At 41.3% G+C, this 19,609-nt stretch carries 18 protein-coding genes; 4 read left to right on the top strand and 14 right to left on the bottom strand.

Annotated elements, in window-relative coordinates:
* The first annotated feature begins 32 nt into the window (after positions 1 to 32).
* Positions 33 to 1,022, top strand: a complete 990-nt coding sequence (locus MSG93_RS01600; RefSeq protein ID WP_324620644.1) for a lysophospholipid acyltransferase family protein — start codon at positions 33 to 35, stop codon at positions 1,020 to 1,022.
* Between the two features lies 1 nt (position 1,023).
* Here MSG93_RS01600 and MSG93_RS01595 read toward each other — a convergent pair whose 3' ends face one another.
* The 4 genes from MSG93_RS01595 to MSG93_RS01580 form a co-directional block, all read right to left on the bottom strand.
* Positions 1,024 to 3,450 carry a DNA internalization-related competence protein ComEC/Rec2 gene (locus tag MSG93_RS01595; protein WP_324619361.1) on the bottom strand — a complete coding sequence of 809 codons (2,427 nt, stop codon included), beginning with the start codon at positions 3,448 to 3,450 and terminating at the stop codon, positions 1,024 to 1,026.
* A gap of 88 nt (positions 3,451 to 3,538) precedes the next feature.
* The gene (locus MSG93_RS01590) at positions 3,539 to 4,774 is read right to left on the bottom strand and encodes a lipoprotein-releasing ABC transporter permease subunit (protein WP_005229407.1); all 1,236 of its coding nucleotides are present in this window, start codon (positions 4,772 to 4,774) and stop codon (positions 3,539 to 3,541) included.
* Positions 4,767 to 5,456, bottom strand: coding sequence for a lipoprotein-releasing ABC transporter ATP-binding protein LolD (gene lolD / locus MSG93_RS01585; RefSeq protein WP_324619358.1), 690 nt, complete (start codon positions 5,454 to 5,456; stop codon positions 4,767 to 4,769). Before lolD ends, MSG93_RS01590 begins: the two co-directional genes overlap by 8 nt.
* On the bottom strand, positions 5,449 to 6,684 hold the full coding sequence (locus tag MSG93_RS01580) for a lipoprotein-releasing ABC transporter permease subunit (protein ID WP_005229405.1): 1,236 nt from the start codon (positions 6,682 to 6,684) through the stop codon (positions 5,449 to 5,451). The genes lolD and MSG93_RS01580 overlap by 8 nt, the downstream gene beginning before the upstream one ends.
* A 25-nt stretch (positions 6,685 to 6,709) precedes the next feature.
* On the opposite strand from MSG93_RS01580, the gene MSG93_RS01575 reads away from it, so the two are divergent.
* Positions 6,710 to 7,291 (top strand): PilZ domain-containing protein, encoded by a 582-nt coding sequence (locus MSG93_RS01575; protein ID WP_005229403.1) that lies wholly within the window; start codon positions 6,710 to 6,712, stop codon positions 7,289 to 7,291.
* Between the two features lie 8 nt (positions 7,292 to 7,299).
* On the opposite strand, the gene MSG93_RS01570 is transcribed toward MSG93_RS01575, so the two are convergent.
* Complete coding sequence (locus MSG93_RS01570) at positions 7,300 to 8,193, bottom strand: DMT family transporter (RefSeq protein WP_324619355.1); 894 nt, start codon at positions 8,191 to 8,193, stop codon at positions 7,300 to 7,302.
* 7 nt (positions 8,194 to 8,200) lie between these two features.
* Entirely contained in the window at positions 8,201 to 8,671 is a 471-nt protein-coding gene (locus tag MSG93_RS01565) for a YaiI/YqxD family protein (protein WP_005284529.1), read from the bottom strand.
* Between the two features lie 230 nt (positions 8,672 to 8,901).
* On the opposite strand from MSG93_RS01565, the gene MSG93_RS01560 reads away from it, so the two are divergent.
* Positions 8,902 to 9,840: a hypothetical protein gene (locus tag MSG93_RS01560; RefSeq protein ID WP_324619352.1), complete on the top strand. Its 939-nt coding sequence runs from the start codon at positions 8,902 to 8,904 to the stop codon at positions 9,838 to 9,840.
* Between the two features lie 126 nt (positions 9,841 to 9,966).
* Entirely contained in the window at positions 9,967 to 10,191 is a 225-nt protein-coding gene (locus MSG93_RS01555; RefSeq protein WP_324619350.1) for a hypothetical protein, read from the top strand.
* A gap of 137 nt (positions 10,192 to 10,328) precedes the next feature.
* Here MSG93_RS01555 and MSG93_RS01550 read toward each other — a convergent pair whose 3' ends face one another.
* From MSG93_RS01550 to MSG93_RS01515, 8 genes are all read right to left on the bottom strand, one after another.
* Positions 10,329 to 10,883 carry a lysozyme gene (locus tag MSG93_RS01550; RefSeq protein ID WP_324619348.1) on the bottom strand — a complete coding sequence of 185 codons (555 nt, stop codon included), beginning with the start codon at positions 10,881 to 10,883 and terminating at the stop codon, positions 10,329 to 10,331.
* Complete coding sequence (locus MSG93_RS01545) at positions 10,873 to 11,091, bottom strand: hypothetical protein (RefSeq protein ID WP_324619346.1); 219 nt, start codon at positions 11,089 to 11,091, stop codon at positions 10,873 to 10,875. Before MSG93_RS01545 ends, MSG93_RS01550 begins: the two co-directional genes overlap by 11 nt.
* Positions 11,088 to 11,438, bottom strand: coding sequence for a DUF1398 family protein (locus tag MSG93_RS01540; RefSeq protein WP_324619344.1), 351 nt, complete (start codon positions 11,436 to 11,438; stop codon positions 11,088 to 11,090). The genes MSG93_RS01545 and MSG93_RS01540 overlap by 4 nt, the downstream gene beginning before the upstream one ends.
* 77 nt (positions 11,439 to 11,515) lie before the next feature.
* A complete protein-coding gene (locus tag MSG93_RS01535; protein WP_324619342.1) occupies positions 11,516 to 14,431 on the bottom strand; it encodes a pyocin knob domain-containing protein in 2,916 nt (971 codons plus the stop codon).
* Between the two features lie 9 nt (positions 14,432 to 14,440).
* The gene (terL, locus tag MSG93_RS01530; protein WP_324619340.1) at positions 14,441 to 16,099 is read right to left on the bottom strand and encodes a phage terminase large subunit; all 1,659 of its coding nucleotides are present in this window, start codon (positions 16,097 to 16,099) and stop codon (positions 14,441 to 14,443) included.
* Between the two features lie 2 nt (positions 16,100 to 16,101).
* The gene (locus tag MSG93_RS01525) at positions 16,102 to 16,416 is read right to left on the bottom strand and encodes a hypothetical protein (RefSeq protein WP_324619338.1); all 315 of its coding nucleotides are present in this window, start codon (positions 16,414 to 16,416) and stop codon (positions 16,102 to 16,104) included.
* A gap of 95 nt (positions 16,417 to 16,511) precedes the next feature.
* A complete protein-coding gene (locus MSG93_RS01520; RefSeq protein WP_324619336.1) occupies positions 16,512 to 17,078 on the bottom strand; it encodes a hypothetical protein in 567 nt (188 codons plus the stop codon).
* Complete coding sequence (locus tag MSG93_RS01515) at positions 17,079 to 19,607, bottom strand: hypothetical protein (RefSeq protein WP_324619334.1); 2,529 nt, start codon at positions 19,605 to 19,607, stop codon at positions 17,079 to 17,081.
* Positions 19,608 to 19,609: the final 2 nt, after the last annotated feature.

The raw sequence follows: 19,609 nt of genomic DNA, 5'->3' as shown, positions 1-19,609 counted from the left end.
ACTTGTTTTAACTTATAATTATTTTTTACATTATACTTTTCCTTTGTAATTTTTCTCATACCGCCTCCATGACCCATTCCAGAACGATCAGCTCAAATTACCGTCTCATCAAGCTCCTAAGTCGTCAGCCGATTCAATTAGGTCGTTTTTTGGCACGTCTGGTTGCTGGACTGGTCAATACTTTTCAACTATCTAAACTTTCAAAAATTATTCGCCTGAATATAAAGATCGCGTTTCCAGATATGGAGCCGCAACAAAGACAATTATTAACCAAACATGCCATTCAGAATGAACTCACCTCTTATTTCGAGTTTTTGAGTATCTGGGGGGCACATAATCAGAAGAATATTCAGCGTATTGATACTGTTCAGGGCGAACACTACCTGCATGAAGCGCTGGCAGAAAAAAAAGGCGTGGTCTTGGTTGTTCCTCATTTTGGCACTTGGGAAGTAATGAATGCATGGTTAGCACAATATACCCAAATGACCATCTTATATAAGCCCGTTAAGAATCCTGATGCTGACCAGTTTGTCCGTGATGCACGTAGCCGTGAGCAGGCGCATCTGGTCCCGACCGATGAAAGTGGTGTACGACAAGTTTTTAAAGCCTTAAAACAAGGGGGTACCACCGCCATTTTGCCCGATCATACTCCCGATCATGGCGGTGACATGGTGAATTATTTCGGTATTCCTTTAGCTTCCAGCAGTTTAAGTGCCAAGCTGATCCAGAAAACCAAGGCCAAAGCCCTGTTGCTTTACACCAAAAGAAATGAGCAAGATGGCTTTGATATGTTCATTGAGCCAGTCAATCCTCAAATTTATGAAGGCAGTGCCGAGCACGGTACCCTGATCATTCATCAAACTTTAGAACAACTGATTCAACGCTATCCGGAACACTATCACTGGAGCTATAAACGCTTTCGTGCCAATCCCGCGCTGAAGAAAATTTATGATATTGATGAACAGGAGGCACTGGCTCAGGTGGCTGCAGTTCGTCAGCAAGCCCAAGAAGAGTTTGCTTAGGCTATTCTCGTTGTAACCATTTCCTTTGCTGCCGTTGCAGCTTTATCTCAACTTTGCCATGCTCAAACAGGAAATTCACCGACCCTGTTCGTGTAGTATTAAGTAACGGAATATTCAGAGCTTGCAGACGCTTTTGGACTTCCCGGCTCGGATGCCCATAACGATTATTAAAGCCAGCTGAGGCAATCGCCAGCTTGGGTTTTAAAACTTTTAAAAAATCATAAGCAGAACTATTTTTACTGCCATGATGGCCTAAAACCAGAACATCTACTTTTAAATCTGGATATTGCTGTAGCAACTTAAATTCGGTTTCCCAACCTGCATCGCCCATAATCAGAAAGTTTTGATAAGGTCGAGCATTGAGAAACTGCAGATAGACCACACAAGATTGTTCATTCTGTTGATGTTTGGCAAAATTCAGGCCATCTTGCGTAGGCGACAAAATCTCAATTTTAAGATTGCTATATGACCAATGCTGACCCTGTTGGCAATAGGAGAAATTGTCCTTAAACGGGAGCTTTTCACTTCGTTCACTTGACTGCACCTGAGTAATCGCAAAGGCATTTTGTATAGCCGGAAATGCACCGCTATGATCCTGATCCAGATGCGATAGAATGACGTGATCCAAGCTACGAATACCCTGCTGTCTTAGGAACGGGATGTCGACTCGCTCACCAATACCAAATTTGCGCTCGTCATAATTCCCGCCCGTATCAATCATTAATGTCTGTTGCGGATGCTGTAAAAAGATAGCCTGTCCTTGTCCCACATCGAGAATAGTTAAAGTTGTAGATTGGGTGTTGACGCCTAAAAGCATGGGCAAAAAGCAGATGCCGGCCCAAAGCTTGGGTACGCTACCTCTAGGCATAAATAAAATGACCAATCCCAAGATCAAGCTCAGCATCATGCCAGGTGTATAACTAACCCCGTATAACGCTGGGAACAGGTGCTGTAAACCGTTTAAGCCCCACAACAAGAATGCAAGCAACTGATCATTCAGCTGAAACAACAATAGACCCAATGCAGGAATGATCAGCCACAGACAAGCAGCAAGAATGTCTAGCGGCACCACCACGCCACTTAATAGCGGAATTGCAATCAGGTTACTCAATGGAGCTGCCCAGGAAACTTGCTGAAAGAAAATAATCACCAGTGGCAATAAGGCAATAAAAACTTTCCATTGAGCATCAATCAACACTTTAATTGCCAGTATCATCTTTTGTATTGAGGTCTGCACTTGATCTTGAGGTAAGTGTGCTGTCGTTTGATAGATTCGTAGCAGAATAAAACAGGCCCCGTAAGATAACCAGAATGCTGCCGACAAAATGCTAAATGGATCATAAATCAGCAGTAAGCTAGCACTATAGATCAGCAAAGCCAGAGGTTGCATAGACTGTCGCAAGATCAGGAAAAGACTGGCAATCAGCACTGTGAACAGCGTTCTGATAGCCGGAATCTCAAAACCGACAAAAGCTACATAAAGTACAACACTGGCAACAAAAGGAAAAATAACCAGAATCTGTCTGGGTTTCCATAAATATAATTTCGGGCAATAACGCTGTATCAACCTTTGGCATAACCAGGTCAGCATCAAGGCAAAGATCAGTACATGAGGCCCTGAAATAGCCAGTAAATGGGATATTCCCAGCAATTGGAATTGCTGTTTTAGCTCGCTCGTCAACAGGCTTTCATCGCCAGTCAGCAAAGCTAGCAGCAAACCTGGATGTTGCAGAGAGCTTGTTTGCAGCATTTGCCGGAAGTCCAGCCGCATGCCTTCAATCTTTAACAGCAATCTGGCTTTGAGCGTACGTTGTTGCTTATCGTGTTGCTGATAACCCAAACGATAAATCTCATCAGGGCTTAACGGCTGAATCTGCCTGACTGAAAATACAGAGAGAATATTCTGCTGTAAAAACCATTTTTCCTGATCAAATGCTCCTGCTACGGCATAACTATGCGCAGGCCTGATTATCCCGTTGATCCGATAATAGCGACCCAATTGTAAGCTCGGCTGCTGCATGGTTTGCTCAGATGCTTTATTCAGATACAGTAACCAATTTACTGGCTGGCTATGCCGATTGAGGACTTCAGCAATCTGTTTTTGCCCTTCATCTGTTAGTTCATTTATTTTTTTAATATAAACAATGGCTTCAAATGGTTGAACCTGAAGTTCTCTTAAACTTAAACGTTCTTCTAAAGCCACATCAGCATAATGATAACCGGTACAGCACAATGCCCAGCTGCAACTGCTTAAAAGGAGCGCCTTATACCAAGCTCTCTGAAAATAGCGCTGCCTTTTATATTGTCCTAAAGCGAATATCAGACTTGCTAAAATCAGCCATATCCACCATGTTTGTCCTATAAAATGGAAATCCTGCCCCATCAAAGTAATACCGGCAATCCAGCCGAACAAAATAATTTTCAACATTTCTTAACATTGGATTTAGTTTTTCTAAAGATAAAATTAAAGCCCCTTTTCGGAGCTTTAACAAGAGGTCTTATTCAATATTTATGCATTATTCATAGCGCAATGCTTCTGCCGGCTGAACTTTTGCTGCACGTAAGGCAGGATAAATTGTTGCCAGTAAACTTAATAACAATGAAACACTTACCACCAGCAATACATCTTGCCAACGTAAATATGAAGGCAGATAATGCACAAAATAGGCATCTAATAAATTTAATCCAAAAGTGGTATTCACCCAAGACACAATATTACCAATGCTTAACGATAAAATAATCCCTAAAACGGTGCCCAATCCGGTACCAATCACACCAATGATTGTGCCCTGTACCATAAAGATTTGAGTAATCAATAAGGGTGATGCACCTAAAGTACGTAAGATGGCGATATCTGATTTTTTATCTGTCACCAACATCATCAGGGATGAAATAATATTAAAGGTTGCCACGATAATAATGAGGAGCAGTAATAACCCGACCATATTTTTTGCCATTTGAATGGCACTAAATAGGTTACCTTGCGTATAGGTCCAGTTCGAAGCGTAAAAATTACTTGGTAATTTTTTGATAATACTCTCGGAAATCTCCGGTGCAGCAAAAATATCATCCAGCTTTAAGCGAATGCCTTGAGCACCTTCCGGCAAGCGTAGTAATGTCGAAGCATCATTTAATGCTACATATCCCACCATCGAATCGACCTGAGTACCAATTTTAAATATACCCACCACTTCGAAACGTTTAAATCGAGGTACTACCCCTGCGGATGAATTGGTGGCTTCAGGTAACACAAGCGTCACCGGATCATTCAGCTTCAAGCCTAGACTGTCTGCCAGATCCTGACCGATCACAATACCATATTTGCCTTTCTTCAAGGCCTCCAGACTACCAGCTTGCATATAGTTATGAACAATAGAGACCTGTTTTTCATATTCCGGTTCAATGCCTGAGATCATGATCCCAGTCACTTCTCCATGGGCAGTCAACATCCCCTGTAACTGGGTATAGGGTGCAACAGCAGCCACATGGGGCTGTTTAGCAATATCTTGAGCCAGGTCTTGCCAGTTGGTCATAATCTGAGTGGAGGCAATCGTCGCTTGTGGCACGATTCCTAAAATACGGTTTTTCAATTCCCGGTCAAAACCATTGATCACGGACAAAACCGTAATCAGTACCGCAACACCCACAGTGAGACCAATCATGGTCATCAATGAAATAAACGACACCAGACGGCTTTTTTTCCTCGCCTGTGTATATTTCAGCCCAATATAAAACGAAATGGGTTTAAACATGCTCACCCACCCATATACCATCTTGCATATGCAAAATTGAATCCGCCGCCTGGGCCAGTTGCTCATCATGGGTCACGATCAACATCGCCATATTGAGTTCTTTTTTCAAATCGGTGAGCAGCTCGAAAATACTGAGTGCGGTTTTACGATCCAGATTTCCGGTCGGTTCATCTGCCAGCACCACCGCAGGTTTGGTCACCAGAGCACGCGCCAAAGCCACACGTTGCCGTTCACCACCGGACAATTCACCCGGTTTATGATCCATACGATGAGACAGGCCAACACGATCCAGCAGATATTCTGCCTGCTTTTTTACGTCCTTAAAATTACTCTCACTGCGCAACATTAAAGGCATTGCCACATTTTCCAATGCAGTAAATTCTGGCAATAAATGATGGAACTGATAAACGAAACCTAAATATTGGTTACGCTTGTAGCCACGCTCCGCTTCGCCTAAATTATCAAAGCGTTGACCTTGTAAGAAGACTTGTCCTTCCGAGGGTTGCTCCAAACCGCCTAACACATGCAACAAGGTACTTTTACCTGAACCGCTTGAACCCACAATCGAAACGAACTCGCCAGCATTGACTTGCAGGGATAAGCCTTTGATCACTTCAACTTTGCTTTTGCCATCATCGAAATGCTTAAAGATATTTTTTGATTCTAGAACGATCTTACTCATAACGTAATGCCTCGGCTGGTTGCGTTTTCGCTGCACGGATAGCAGGGTAAATTGTTGCTAAAAAACTGATAGATAAAGATGCGGTCACAACAATCAGGACATCTTGCCAGCGTAAATAAGAAGGTAAATAGCCAATGACATAACCACTAAATAAATTAAGTCCAAAGGTGTGATTTAACCAGCCCACCAGATCACTGATGGTTAAGGCAAAAGCACTGCCTAAAATCACTCCTGTCACCGTACCCACCACCCCAATAATGGTCCCTTGTACAATAAAGACAGACGTAATAAATCTTGGTGAGGCACCTAAGGTACGCAGAATTGCAATATCTGCCTTTTTATCGGTGACCACCATAACCAGTGACGAAACGATATTAAATGCAGCCACCACAATAATCAGAAACAGCAGTAAACCTACCAGATTCTTTTCCATTCGCACCGCACCAAACAGACTCCCATGCGTTTCTTTCCAGCTGGTTGCATAAAAATTATCTGGTAATTGTTTAACAATCTGGTTCACCACATTCGGTGCCGCAAAAATATCATCCACTTTAAGACGTACACCTTGGGCACCATCCGGCAAACGTAATAAGGTTGAGGCATCATTCAAGGCAATGTAGCCAACTGTAGAATCAACTTCTGCACCGACACTAAAAATGCCGACAATTTTAAAGCGCTTAAACCGTGGCACCACACCTGCTGGGGACGGCGTCGCTTCAGGCAGTACCAAGGTCACGCTGTCATTCAGGCTCAGACCCAAGGCATCGGTCATATCTTTACCGAGGACAATCCCGAACTCGCCTTTTTTTAATGCATTTAAATCACCTGCAACCATATGGTTCTGGATAATCGACACCTTGCTTTCATATTTTGGCTCGATCCCTGTCACCATAATACCGGCGACTTGCCCTTGCCCAGTCAACATCCCTTGCAATTGGGTAAAAGGCGCAGCACCTGTGACATGCGGGTGATGCTCAACTTTTTTTACAAGCTCAGGCCAATCTGTTAGAATTTGATTAGAAGAAACAGTGGCTTGTGGAACCATTCCAAGGACACGATTTTTTAATTCGCGATCGAAACCATTCATGACCGATAGCACTGTAATCAGCACAGCAACACCAAGGGTCAAGCCGATCATGGAAACTAAGGCGACAAAAGAAATAAAATGATTACTCCGCTGAGCACGAGTGTATCTCAACCCTATATACAGCGAAATTGGCTTAAACATACCATCTAGTCCGAGGTGATTTATTATGGAAAATTCACAACATCATCTTGTTGACGACAACACTGAACGTCGTGTGATGTCTCGTATTGATGCCGTGTTGAGAATCAACTATCAAATCATTCCCGATGATGTAGCGCTGAATGACCCGTATGATTCCCATTTCGTTTTGCCCCGCTATTTTCTACTACTTGCAGAATTAGATCAATTTGATCATGCGTTTCGCTACGAATTAGAACAATTAAATGAAAAAGATCAACAAATTGCTCGCATCTTATCCCTTTTTAACCAGAAATTAAACCTGATTACGGGGTCTTATTATGACAATATCGTGCAATCCTTATTGCCGGTTCCTGAGCAGGTCAATGTTTCCGAGAATGGATTAAGTTTCTTTAGTTCTCAAGATATTAATCAAGGTACCTATATCCACATTACCCTGAGCCACCCTGAAAATTTCTTCCATATCGCAGCCATTGCGCAAGTTGCCCATAGCACCGCGGAAGAACAGGGAAAATTCCGTATCGGTGCCTATTTTATTACACTCAATCCACAAGATCGCGCTAAATTGGCTGCAAGTATTCGACAGGCTCAACAAAGTGAAGCCAGCTGATTCCATCCTTAAGATTTCAAACGGCGATATGCCCTTAAATCCCTGAAGAAGTACAGCACTAAACCGAACAGGATAATACTCGCGCCCACAAAGACCTGAGCTGATATCTGTTCATGGTTCAGATAAGCGCCGATCAGAATCGCCAGCATCGGTGTCATGACAGTCGTTAGTGATAATGTGGTCGCCTGTAAGTTCTGCACCAGCTTAAAATAACAGAACATGGCAATTAACGAAGCCATCACGATGGTATAGGTCAGTGCAAACAAAGACTTCGCAGAAGGAAAATGCGTTGGGGCATATTGCCAGATCCACGGTATCAATAATGTAGCCAATAAGGTTGAGACCAGAATTGAGCCGGTGGCCTGCGCCATAACCGGCAAATCTGCATTAATTTTCTTGACCAGAAAAATCGACAATGAATAAGAAAAAACACTGATCAGCATTAAAATAATGCCAATCGGCTGTACATGCTGCTGGCTACCACTCAAGCAAATCATGACCAAGCCGATAATTGATGTTGCCATTCCCAGCCATTGCAAGCCCGCCAGTTTTTGCTGAAAACCAAAACGACCAATCAATCCCGCCATAATCGGCGCCAGACCAAACATTAAGGCAATTAGCCCCGAACTCAGATAAGCCGTGGCCGCATAAGTAAAGATTTGCGAACCAATCAGACTCAATGAGCCTGCGGCATAACTCAATAAGGCAATTTTATGAGTGGGAAATTTCACTTTTAACAGCAACAATACGGTTACCGCCAGAGGCAACGCAATAAAGAAGCGGATCAGCAATGCCCACATCGGATGCAGGTCCGAAACACTCCACACAATTGCAAGCGGCGTGGTTGCCCAGATAAAGACCAGTAGTCCATAAGTGAGCATGAGATTAATACGTGATGGCATACTCAACTCAAGATGCTGTTTTTCGTTTTTGTTTTAAAATGGTCTGATCCAGAGAACTGGAAAATTCACGTTTATCTCGTTCTGAAATCGGTGGTGGCCCACCGGTCTGTACCCCAGCCCCACGTAAGGTATCCATAAAATCACGTAGATGAAGACGTGCTTTTACATTGGCCGTGGTATAAATCTCACCACGGGGGTGAATGGCAATTCCCCCTTTTTCAATCACTTGTGCCGCCAGTGGAATATCTTGTGTAATGACAATGTCATTTTCTTGCATGCGTTCCACAATTTCCTGATCTGCCTGATCTGCCCCGCTCATCACCTGAATGGATTTAATCCGCATGGATGGGGTGATACCGACATTCTGGTTGGCGACAAAGGTCACTTCAAGTTGATAACGATCGGATGCGCGTAAAATCACTTCACGTAAAATTTTAGGTAAAGCATCAGCATCTACCCACAATTTAAATGGCAGCACGTTGACGAAAACTCTTGAGAAGAAAAGACTAGTGTAGCAGATTACGGGAAAAGTAGAGTTAACAAAGCGGCGGTCATCCCATGCATTTTTTCATTTGCTTCGACTGGAGTAGAGGCTGATATCAGCTTAAAAATTAAAATAAATTTTAGAGAATTACAGATTCAGACTTGAAATATCCCGGTTACCCTCGATTTAATAGAATAAGTTCAATCTTTTTAGCCTCTCGCTTTATGAAAAATCAAAACAGTCCAGAAATCATTAAAATTCAAGATCAAAATTTCGGTAATCATGTCGAGCATTGGAACTTATTGACAGATACACCCGAAACTGATGTTCCCAAATGGTTAGGACTGGCCCTTGATGCACCGGTTATGCCAATGGGGCTATGTGAAGATGAACATGAGATGGATCAGGCATTCTGGTTGATTCAGGGCCCAAGCGGTGAATCTGTTTCGATTAACCAGATCATCGCGGTGGAAGACCAGAAACCACGTGCGTTAAAAACTGCCTTTCCAAGTTTCGAAAGCCCGTATAAATATGATGCTAAAATTGAGCGCATTATTACCTGTGATTCTGCCACTCAGGCCGTATTACGGTTAAATTTAAATAAAGATACCACCATTTATGCCTTTGATAATCTATTCAGTGTAAATAGCTGTCAATATGACAAAAATCAAAGCTATAAAGTTCAATTTAATGCTTGGGCCTATGAATTGGAAGTAGTGGCTGCAGATGAGAAAATCATTGTAGATGATCCTGCTTCGATTAAACATCATCGCGCTTTAAATGCAATTTTGGCAGAACATAATGGTGTAGCGCCTGAAAATTTACAGGAACTGATTAATGAGTGGCAGCCAAAAACACCAGAAGATCAAGAACCTGTCACGGTCGACTTTTCTAAAATGGTGGCTTATTTATTCGGTGAAACTTTAGGTCAGGAAGATGAGGCCTGGTTCCAGGGTAATATCGTTGGTAAAACTCAAATGCAGTTTATGCAGGATGAATATACCCTGTATGACGTAACCCTGGTTTTAGAAGATGATTTACCGGCAATCCTGATTCGTATTGCCACTAAAAACCAATTGTATAGAAACTTTAACATTGGCCAATATATTCGTGGCAACCTATGGATTCAGGCCAATATTTATGCTAAAAATACTAGTGTTTAAGTGTTTTTATTATAAATATCAATACTTTAAAAACAATAAAAGTATTCTAAATTCCAAATATGTGCACACTTATGTACACAGTAGATAAAAGCCCATCTGGGCTTCTACTTTTTTAGAGGTTCTTAAATGCGTTATTTCTACATCAAGAAAGGCAAGCAATACTTGCATATCCAGCAATCACTATATGAAGAATATCAGGATTACTCAGATATCAATGCAATGGTCACTCAGCAGTATGTATTTTTAGATTCAAAAGATGACGCCATTAAGTTTTTAGAGAAAAGAGAAGCCAATTATTTTATGGTGACCAGAGGCAGGAAGTTGAAGGGCGTGGACATTGTGAGGGAGTGATGCTTGCTAATGCTGGTAGCACTGCAAGCAAACACTGATTGAGACATTTGTTTTAATTGTATGTGCTGTGCAACCAGAGAACAGAAGGCACAGTACTGTGACAATCGAAGCAAGTTTGGATCGTTGGCACATATAAGTTACTTCTTTAGAAAGAGTGCTCGCTCATCAGCACGACGACGAACTAGCCCTTTTAACACTTTGCCACCACCCTTATTCCAACGCGGAAACTGATCTGCCGCACCTTGATAATCTTTAGCATTCAATTTCTTCAAAAGAGTTGATTCACTAAAAGCTGTTTGTCCAATGTTATAGACAAGGCTAACAAGTGCATCAAACTGATTTTGAGAAAGTGGCACTTTCACCAAGTTATTCACAGAGGATTCAAAACGCTTTAAATCATGGGAGAAGTAAGTTTTTGCTTGAGCCAAAGTGCATGTGTCGCCTTTCTTGACCTTCACACCATTTGGGTAAACTGTAGTTCCAGTGCCTATAGTCCAAACGCCAACACCATCATCATAGGCTTGAAGTTTAGTGTCTTCAAAGCTATAGATAAGATCGATACCGGTCTTGCTTGTGGTCATGCCAGATGGCTTCAGATCATCAACCACTGCATTCAACTTATCGACCTGAGCCTGTGTTAATTTACCGCCAGCAAGCTCACGGGCAGCATCGAAAAATGGTTTAGTTGTCATCTCGCTCACCTTTCTTTTTCTCAAGTTCAGAACTACCAAAATAGAAGCCACAAGCTGTTGTCATTGCCCCTGCAATAAAACCGAGGGCTGTATTGATTAAGTTGCTGTTCTCTCGCGGCATATCAACGAAAAATAAAGCAATCACCAATACAAACATCAATCCAACCAATGCAAAGGCCAAATATGCCCGAGTCTGTTCGCTATTCATGGAGCACCCCTAAATGCAATCTTTGATTCAATTACAGCAACCTTCTGGTTCGTATCAGAAATGCGTTGATGCATAGCCTGGTTATTTGAAACAATCCACGTGCAAAAGGTAATCATCCCTGTCAGTGCAAAACCGCCAAGGAACTTGAGAAATGTAATAGCGCCTTCTGTTTTTTGAGCGCCTGACTCTAGTTTCTCAATCTTCTTTGCGTTCTCTTCACTTTGAACTTTTTGGTGTTCATTGATGGTTTTAATCTGAATCAAGCTTTCTGATAACGACTTAACCTCCTGCCGAATATCATCCACCTTCTTTTCCAAGCGGATACCATAAGTTTCTGTATCTGACATACCTACCCCTTAATTTTTTGGCAATAAAAAAGCCCTAGCTCATTTAAAGCTAAGGCTTGTGTGGTTTGGTTGGGTGTTTAAACTTGAAGATTCAATATATCTAGCTCAAAGTGTGGACAGACGTGCCAAAGGTTATATGTGTTGCCGTTGAAGCTTACCTGATCGGTCGTACTATCACGCAAGTTACCAGATGCACCATCACCAATGGTTAGGCCTACTCCTAAATAATCCAACGCGTAGCGAACTTTTATCGGATTTGATGGTACTGCCCCCAATTCAATTTCAATCTTTGTGCCATCACTTGAAACTGCAATCGAGCTATGTGCGACTGTTGCACCAGCATTATCAACAACCTTGAATCCATGATCTGTCGTTGCAGCAAGCCCCACATTATCGAGAACAAGGGGAGCTTTTGGAACATGAAACCGAACAATGATCTTTGTACCCTGCATTTCGGCGCTTAAGGGACACAAGAATTCAGGATGAATTTGATCAATAATAAGTTGCTTATACACACGCCCAACATAGCAACCAAATAGCTTGTTACCCACGTTATTTAGATGCAAATCATCTGTGAAATGTGGTAAGTGATACATCGGTGTACTGAAGTAGAAATCTTCATTACGCTTCACAACATCAAGCTGAGCTAATGAAACATGGTTCGCTTTTTTTACGTACCAGCTTGTTTGATACGTCACAAAAGGAATGCGAGTTTTCATACCGCTTCGGGTTTTGATATCTGTCTGCATATCTACCTGCAGCTGCTCGAGCATTGTTGCATATTGCGCGCGTGTGATATCTGTTTTGTTCTGGTCAAACTCACCTTGCGCCCAAGAAATCAGTGCCATTGAATACGACAAAGCATTTGCAGTGCAGTGATTTACAGCATTATCAATATGTGCAAGCATGTTGTTGTCATACCACGGTGTACCCTTGTTAAGCTGTGAAATACGATATCCACCACGGCCTCCTGCTGTAGCTAAAATCACATGGTCTTGTGGCTTAATGCCATTTTGTTTCAACATTTGCTGTGAAGCATAGTTTGCTGCACCAGAACACAATGTTTCTCCACGGTTGGTTCCACCATCAGGCGCATTTAGATCATCCTCAACAAGCGGTTTAGGAGGTAAATAGTTCCCTGCAGCCGCACGAGGTCCACCGGCAAAAGTAAGGTTGCTTGCATATTGAGTGAGTGAAATAGCAGGTTGGCCTCCTGCACCAATACTCAATGACTGACCATAGCTCAGGAAGTGATTTATTTGTGCAATCGACGGCAACTGATATGCTGCTAACTTAGTGCCAATTGATTTAATGTATGTGCCAAATACACCAATATCTGAAGGAATTTCTGGTATATATGGCGCAATAATATCTGCAACATTCGCTGTTGTTACAATCTCATCAAATGTTGTCCAAGTTGTCCCACTATTTGCAGTACGTCGAGATACCGAGCGATTCAGGTGGTTAGTGATAGTTTGAAGACATGCAGTATTAGCACCAAAGGTGTAGCCCACATTACTAATAGTAAAGGCATGTGTTGCGATACTTGGCTTGTTAGAAATAAGTCCATTATTTACACTTTGTACAAACCATGTCCCATCGCCAACAAAGGAATTTAGATCTGTGGCGACTGCTAATTCCTGATTAATCTTTTTTTGAAGATCCCATACAGTCCATACAGAACCATTAAAACGACGCTTTAAAACAATATTCTGATGACTTGTGATCGTCTGATACACAATATTGTTGCCACTAACGAGTTTCGCTTCAACTTCAAATTTAAATGCCGCTGGCACTTGTGGCGGCTTGTTTAAGATATTATCGAAAGCGGATCCAGTAAACCAAACACCCGTAGTTAAATAATTATTTAGATCATCGCCATTATTTACTGTGCCAATTGCAAGAGCTGCTGCAATTAAAGAGCTAACTAATGTTCTAGATGTAAATTGCTCATATGTCGTCCAGTCTGTAGCGTTAGGGCGCCGACGTTTAAAGGATTGTAGCTGGTTATCTACAATCTCTTGCATCAAAATATTTGATGTACCTTGCCTTCTAACAAGGATAAAGAAAGACCCAGTAACACCTGTAGGTTTATTCGCAATATTTGCTGATGATGTAGCATCAGCATAATGGTAACCCTCTTCAATTAATAAGTTTAGATCATTAACAATAATAGCCTTAGGCTTAAAAAAAGCATTGGAATCTGAGTAGCCTTTAGACTGATTTAAGGGGTCATAGGGTGATTTATTAAAAACGCTACCGTCAAAAATGTATTGACCATCTTTACTTGAATCCGGGTCCCCGCCAACAGTAATAACAGAATGTGCAGGGATGTTTGCTGCATTTGCTACCATTTCTGCATAAGATGTATAACCAAAAGAAGCACCCCCGCCCAAGGAATCTACTTGCGTTTGTAATCCCTGTTCAACCGAAATAGCCCTATTTGTTTCAGCAGAAATGGCGTTATTTAAATTATTTTCAGTATCTTGAATTTTAGATTCGAGTACTTGCTCAGCTATATAAGCTCTTAGGGATTCCGCATTGATTAAGTTTAAATTTTCCTGATCCCCTGCAATACGAGCAAGAATTTCTGCAGGCAATCCATTGATATTCCCATCGACTATCTGATCAATTAGCTCTTGAAGTTTTTGATCTGTTAAGGAGTTATCAAGATTCAACTCTTGCAGTACATGCCATATGGTATCGAAATCCTTATTGACTGGTGCAGGTCGGAACGAGTTATCATAGGCCTGATAATCTGTTGTACGCTTCAAGTCAGTTTGTCTTTTAATTTTGATCACTGAACCTGACATTGGAGCAATTAAAAATACAACAGCATTTCCTACTAAGGACCATGTCCCTACAGAGGGTACAAACCCATCTACAGTGACTTTTAAATAATCCTGTACTTCACATTCAAAACCTAGTACAAATTCAGTTGTTGACCCATTTGCTATATATTCAATAATTGGCGTTTGCTCTGGTACTGCCATGTCTTCACCCTAATATTCAAAGTCCAAGGTGGCCTCATGTACACCACCGTTTGTCCTCCAATTAGGCGACTCCTTGTATTCTTCTTTGTTGTGTGATTTACCGATGCGAACTGGTTCATCCGATATTGCCCCTGCAAGAGAATCAAGTGGGTCATCAACCTGGTTAGTCACAGCCGGGTTCCAAGAGCGCATAATCCTTACTTCATAACTATCATCATCCGGTTTTTCTGCATCTGTTAAAACGGAGATATGAGCCCATAGAACACCCGAATTCAAAGGCCCTTCAATTGCATTTAAAATTCTTAGATTTTTGTTTTTAGTTGATGAGATTTCAGAAACCCCGCATCTAATACCCTGTTGTTTGAGGCAGCTTTTTAAGACGCTTGGAAAGAACCCTCCTATGCCGTTGGTCTCAACCGTCACACGCGTTAGGCTGAATTCCTTAATAACTTGGACAAGTTGGAATACCTGCCCCCCGATGATATCTCTACCTGTTTCATCAAATTCTGCAACTTCTCCCGTCAGGCTAATGGACCGGTGCCAATACATACGCCCTTGTTCATCATGGAGAATCAGGGCAGCTGATGAAATGTCAGAATTTTTCTTACCACTTGAGGGGTCAACCCTTAATGATGCGGATGCGATTCGCACATTTCCTAGCATCATTACAGGATTCTTGTTCGCAATTTTTAAGACTGGCTCACAGTCGTATGGGATTAATTTATCTGGATCTAGGCGCACATCGCCAATAGGTTTGGCGTGTAGCTGGTATTGTGAGTCCCATTCATTTAGCGTTCGACACTTCTTCCTACGCTTGGTCATTTCCTGCTTGGTGAAGCGCTCGGGCCACAAGGCTTTAGCATAGAAATCAACCATAGAGTATTCTTCAAGCAGCTTTACCTTAAAACCATTTCCATGCTTTACAACTGTGTAATGCTTACCTTCCTCCAAGCACTTACTGTATTTATGTATTCCACTAAATACATATTCTGGGTAAAAATTTAATATCGCCTCACTGCGACCTTCAATTCGATATTCGTGTTCAAACATCCGTCGGATAAAGCTGTTGGCGCCCGCCTCAATCATTTCCTTGTAGATCGACTCATAACTATGAGGCGTACCAATGAAAAGACTTGTCCCGCCTGGCACTAAGATATGAGTTTGCTCAGTTAAGCTGTGTTTTAATTTTTCACGGTTTTCTTCGGTTGCAACGTTTTTCTGAACTTCAACGTCATCATTTTGAATATGTTTGGCACGTTGCCCCGTGACACTAGATAAAATGCCTCGTGCATACATAGATCCATATTGCTCATCATTAGACCCTTTTACCCACCACTTGATTACTCCACCATGTGACTTATTGACATCACTTAATTTGCATAATGGGTGGTTAGAGAGAATACGAACAACTGCACGACTACATTTAAGAGCATCGATATTTGTTGCACCCTGATGAAGAACAAGGTCATCAACATCCACATAGAATCGCCATGCATTGAAGACAGTGACAATACCAGACTTATTATGCCCACGAGGAAGCATGAGAACATTATCAACTTCGTCAGATAGAATCTCCATCCATTCACATGTTTCGATATGGAATAAGGGAGTATCACGCCCTAAGTGCTCATCCCAAAGAACATAGAATTCGGCAAAAGAAGCTTTCATATTTAGTTGTACTTCGTCTGCTCTTTTACTTTTTGGATTATGTTTTGGGCTTTACTGGTTAGTTGCTCCTCATATTTTCTTTGTGTTTCTTCATTGGTACTTGTAGGTGGGATGATCCCCTTTTTCATAGCTAATACTTGGTCAATTTTTGCAACTGCTGATCCACACTGATTGAATCCTTTGTATAGCCAAACCTTATCACCTCGTTCTTCTGGTGTTTCGAACCCCATCTCTACAGCTGCAAACCCAACCTTTAGCATGTCATCAGTCATTAGTTCATGTAATTTTTCTAGTTCAGCAATTTGATCATCACGCATATAAAAACCCTCGCATAATGTTCATATATACGAGGGTTTAAGGGGTGGTTTGGTGGGTGTTTAACTAACAATTGTACCCTGTGTATCTATAGTTTCTAACTATTTGCATTAGGATCAATAAAAATTTCCTTTGGCTTCCACCCATAGTTCTTCCCAAGGTATATAGGCTCTATTGTACCTGAAGCAATATAAGCAAATTTTTCTTGCAACTTGTCAACTCCTCCGCCAAATCGCAAGGGAGGTAGTTCTTGTGGAATAGCAATAATCAAATCACCAATACTTACAGTAGCATCTTTTTTTGGGATAAATAATTCCACATCTATTACACCTTGGTCAGTTAACAACTTTGCCTGAACCATCTTAATAGGATCAATATCACCAGTTAATATAGCAATTTGTGCATTTTCTTCTTCTGAATAAATTTTGCTTACCTTTCCAACTAAAGGATTAAAATGTTTAAGCTCACAGTCTATATTGCTATAGACATACTGTTGCAAATCCACATATCGCTCAAAATGAATAGGCTTTGGCCTTAACAAAGTTTCTTTAGCATTAGTAATTTTCCCACCAATCTCACTGGAATTCACAGGGTAACTTTTGAAATAAAAAGCTAAGAGGACACCTGCAATAACCATTAAGCAAATAGCAATAAGTACAATCATTTATTGTTCACTCATATCCCACCAAAAACTATTACCTAAATTTTCAAGACGTTGTTGTGTTTTAGGTAAATAATCTGGATCTATCATATTTTGAAGTTTAGAGTATAGCATTCGATCTACTACAAGTTTACTGTACCATAGGTTTTGTAATGGAATATTCCCTTTTAAAGTATTAGCAATTTCCATTAGTCGGGTAGATTCTTTACCCTCAATAATGTTGTTGCCCATTCCTGTTAACAACATTCCTAATTTCATACTTTGCCCAAGTAAAGGCCCACTTATAAAATCAGATGCACTTCTTCCAGTTGGATCTGACAAAGCACTCATAATATCCCCCATAAAAGACAAGCCTCCTCCTTTTAATAAAGCTTTACCAAAGAAATCAGGAGTAAATACGGGCTCTGGGTTCTTTCCATTAGTAACGTTTTGCATTTGAACAATCAATGCACCAGCTAATGTCTGATATGCAAGCAAAGAAGCTAAAAATGTTACTCTATTTTTAATATCATTTTGAGCAAAGGCACGATGCCCAAGGCGGAACATATACGCCAATGGGAAGCCTTTAAATTGGAATAAAGTTCTCCCAAGTTCTCCTTGGATAGTTCCTGCTTCCCCTAAATTAATGACACTCCGTTCGCGTACTCCAGCCTCAATAATTGCGACTGATTCTTCATTAAAGATATGAGTTTGATATTTCATTGCCGCTTTATAACGGAAATCCTGAATAGCTCTTTCACTTGATTGTTTATCTGGTGGCAAAAACTGATTAATAACTTCATCAGGTGCATTAAAGAAATCATTCTGGGTTAAAACTGGTGTACCATCTTCTCGTTTACTTGGCTCTAATTTACTCCATAGTTCCCAATCTTTTTCATTAATTCCATTGCCCTTAAGGATTTTTAAGTCCGCTTCTCCTAAATCTAACCAGTGGGTCTTGCGAGTCATTTCTGCAAGCTTATTCATGTGAACCAAATTAAAAGCCCGTTTTGCCCCTGCTGTTACAGCATTCAATCCAGATATCTTCATTGTTGCTGATGCCAGCCCCTGCATTCTGGCATTAAATCTACCAGAGGCTGTAGCACTACTAACAACATCAGAATCACCAAATCTTGACATTGATCCAACCATTTCATTAATACCTAAACCAAACCGTAAAGCCTCATCTCTGTAATTGCCCTGTGTAAGTTGTTTCATATATTCAGGAGCAATGGATTTGGTGTAAGACAACCCCAACATATTGCCAATCCGTTTCATGCTTGCATGGTCGCCAAAAGTGGTCAGAGTGGTGCTGCCAAGCTTTGATGAAACCATGAGCGCCCGAAGTCCGCCCATAATATTTCCTAAAGTCGAGTCAATTGCTCTGGTGTTTGCGTCTAGTGTGTTATACATCGTTGTCGCTCGATGAGCTTGTTTATCAAGAGCTCCATGTTTTTGTCCGTTCTTTGGATCAGCTTTAGAGCGGATTAAAGCCTCATTCAAGATTGTTTCAAAAGCCAACCTCGGGTTTGATCCAAAGTTTTGAATTAATGCCACTTCTGTAGACATACGTTGTATATGGTTTTTTAAAATCTCATGAAAACCAGTTTCATTATATGTTCCATATTTCTCTTGATACTGCAACCAAGCATCACCATCTTTAAAATGCAATGACCGCGCCTCTTGGTGACGGTTTGCTATTTTACCTTTGCCTCCAACTGGGACAATAGAATCAGATTTCTTTTGTTGATTAAGTGCAATAAGCTCCTTGTTGGCTCCATTGGTAGCAATTGTTTGGTACACATCATCAAGCACTGCCTTTAACTCGCCATCATTCATTAAAGCGCCATCTTCTTTAATATATTGATTCCGATCTAGCCCTTGCAGTACATCATTGCTCCATTCTGATTGATCAGTGAGTGCGACCTTTTTCTGATCATGTGATGTCATGAAGCCATAATTGTCGAGCTTTTTTATATTGCCCCCATTGCGATTAAAGGCAACACGTATTTCCTCTAATGTGTCACCCACCTCTTTGGCCATTGCTGTAATTTCAGGGTTATCAGACTTACCCCCAAACATTACTCGGATAATGTCATCAGTCATGGTTTTATTAACCGACATACCAAAGCGCTCTTGGGTTTTGGTAAAAACGTCAGCCACTCTGGACATCCATAAGCTATGCAATGCCTGAGACTGCTTTTCAGCAGACTGAATTCCACTTTGATCAGAGAAATAAGCTATTTTGCGCATTAAAGCCTGAATAGGATTTAGCTTAGGATGGTTGTAAATTTGAGCTTCGATTTGTGCCTTTAATACGGCATCACGTGCGATATTTTGATTGTTCTTAGCAATCTGAATAGACAGGTCACTTGCTGTCTTTTGTGCAATTGCTTCTGCTCGTTCTGCAGGACTTTTCATTGCCCAATCTGGATCATTGCGAGCCAATATGTTTTGAGCTCGTTGATAAATGAGTGAAATGCGATTCCGATAGTTGGTTGGCGTTTTGCGGCCTAGCGCTTTTTCTACTGCTTCTCTACATTGTGGTTTCATAA

It is taken from the genome of Acinetobacter sp. IK40 (genome assembly GCF_035615075.1).
In the GTDB taxonomy this organism is placed as follows: Bacteria; Pseudomonadota; Gammaproteobacteria; order Pseudomonadales; family Moraxellaceae; genus Acinetobacter; species Acinetobacter courvalinii.
Note: the sequence above shows the minus strand (reverse complement) of the source record. Positions and strands in the feature narration are given on the sequence as shown.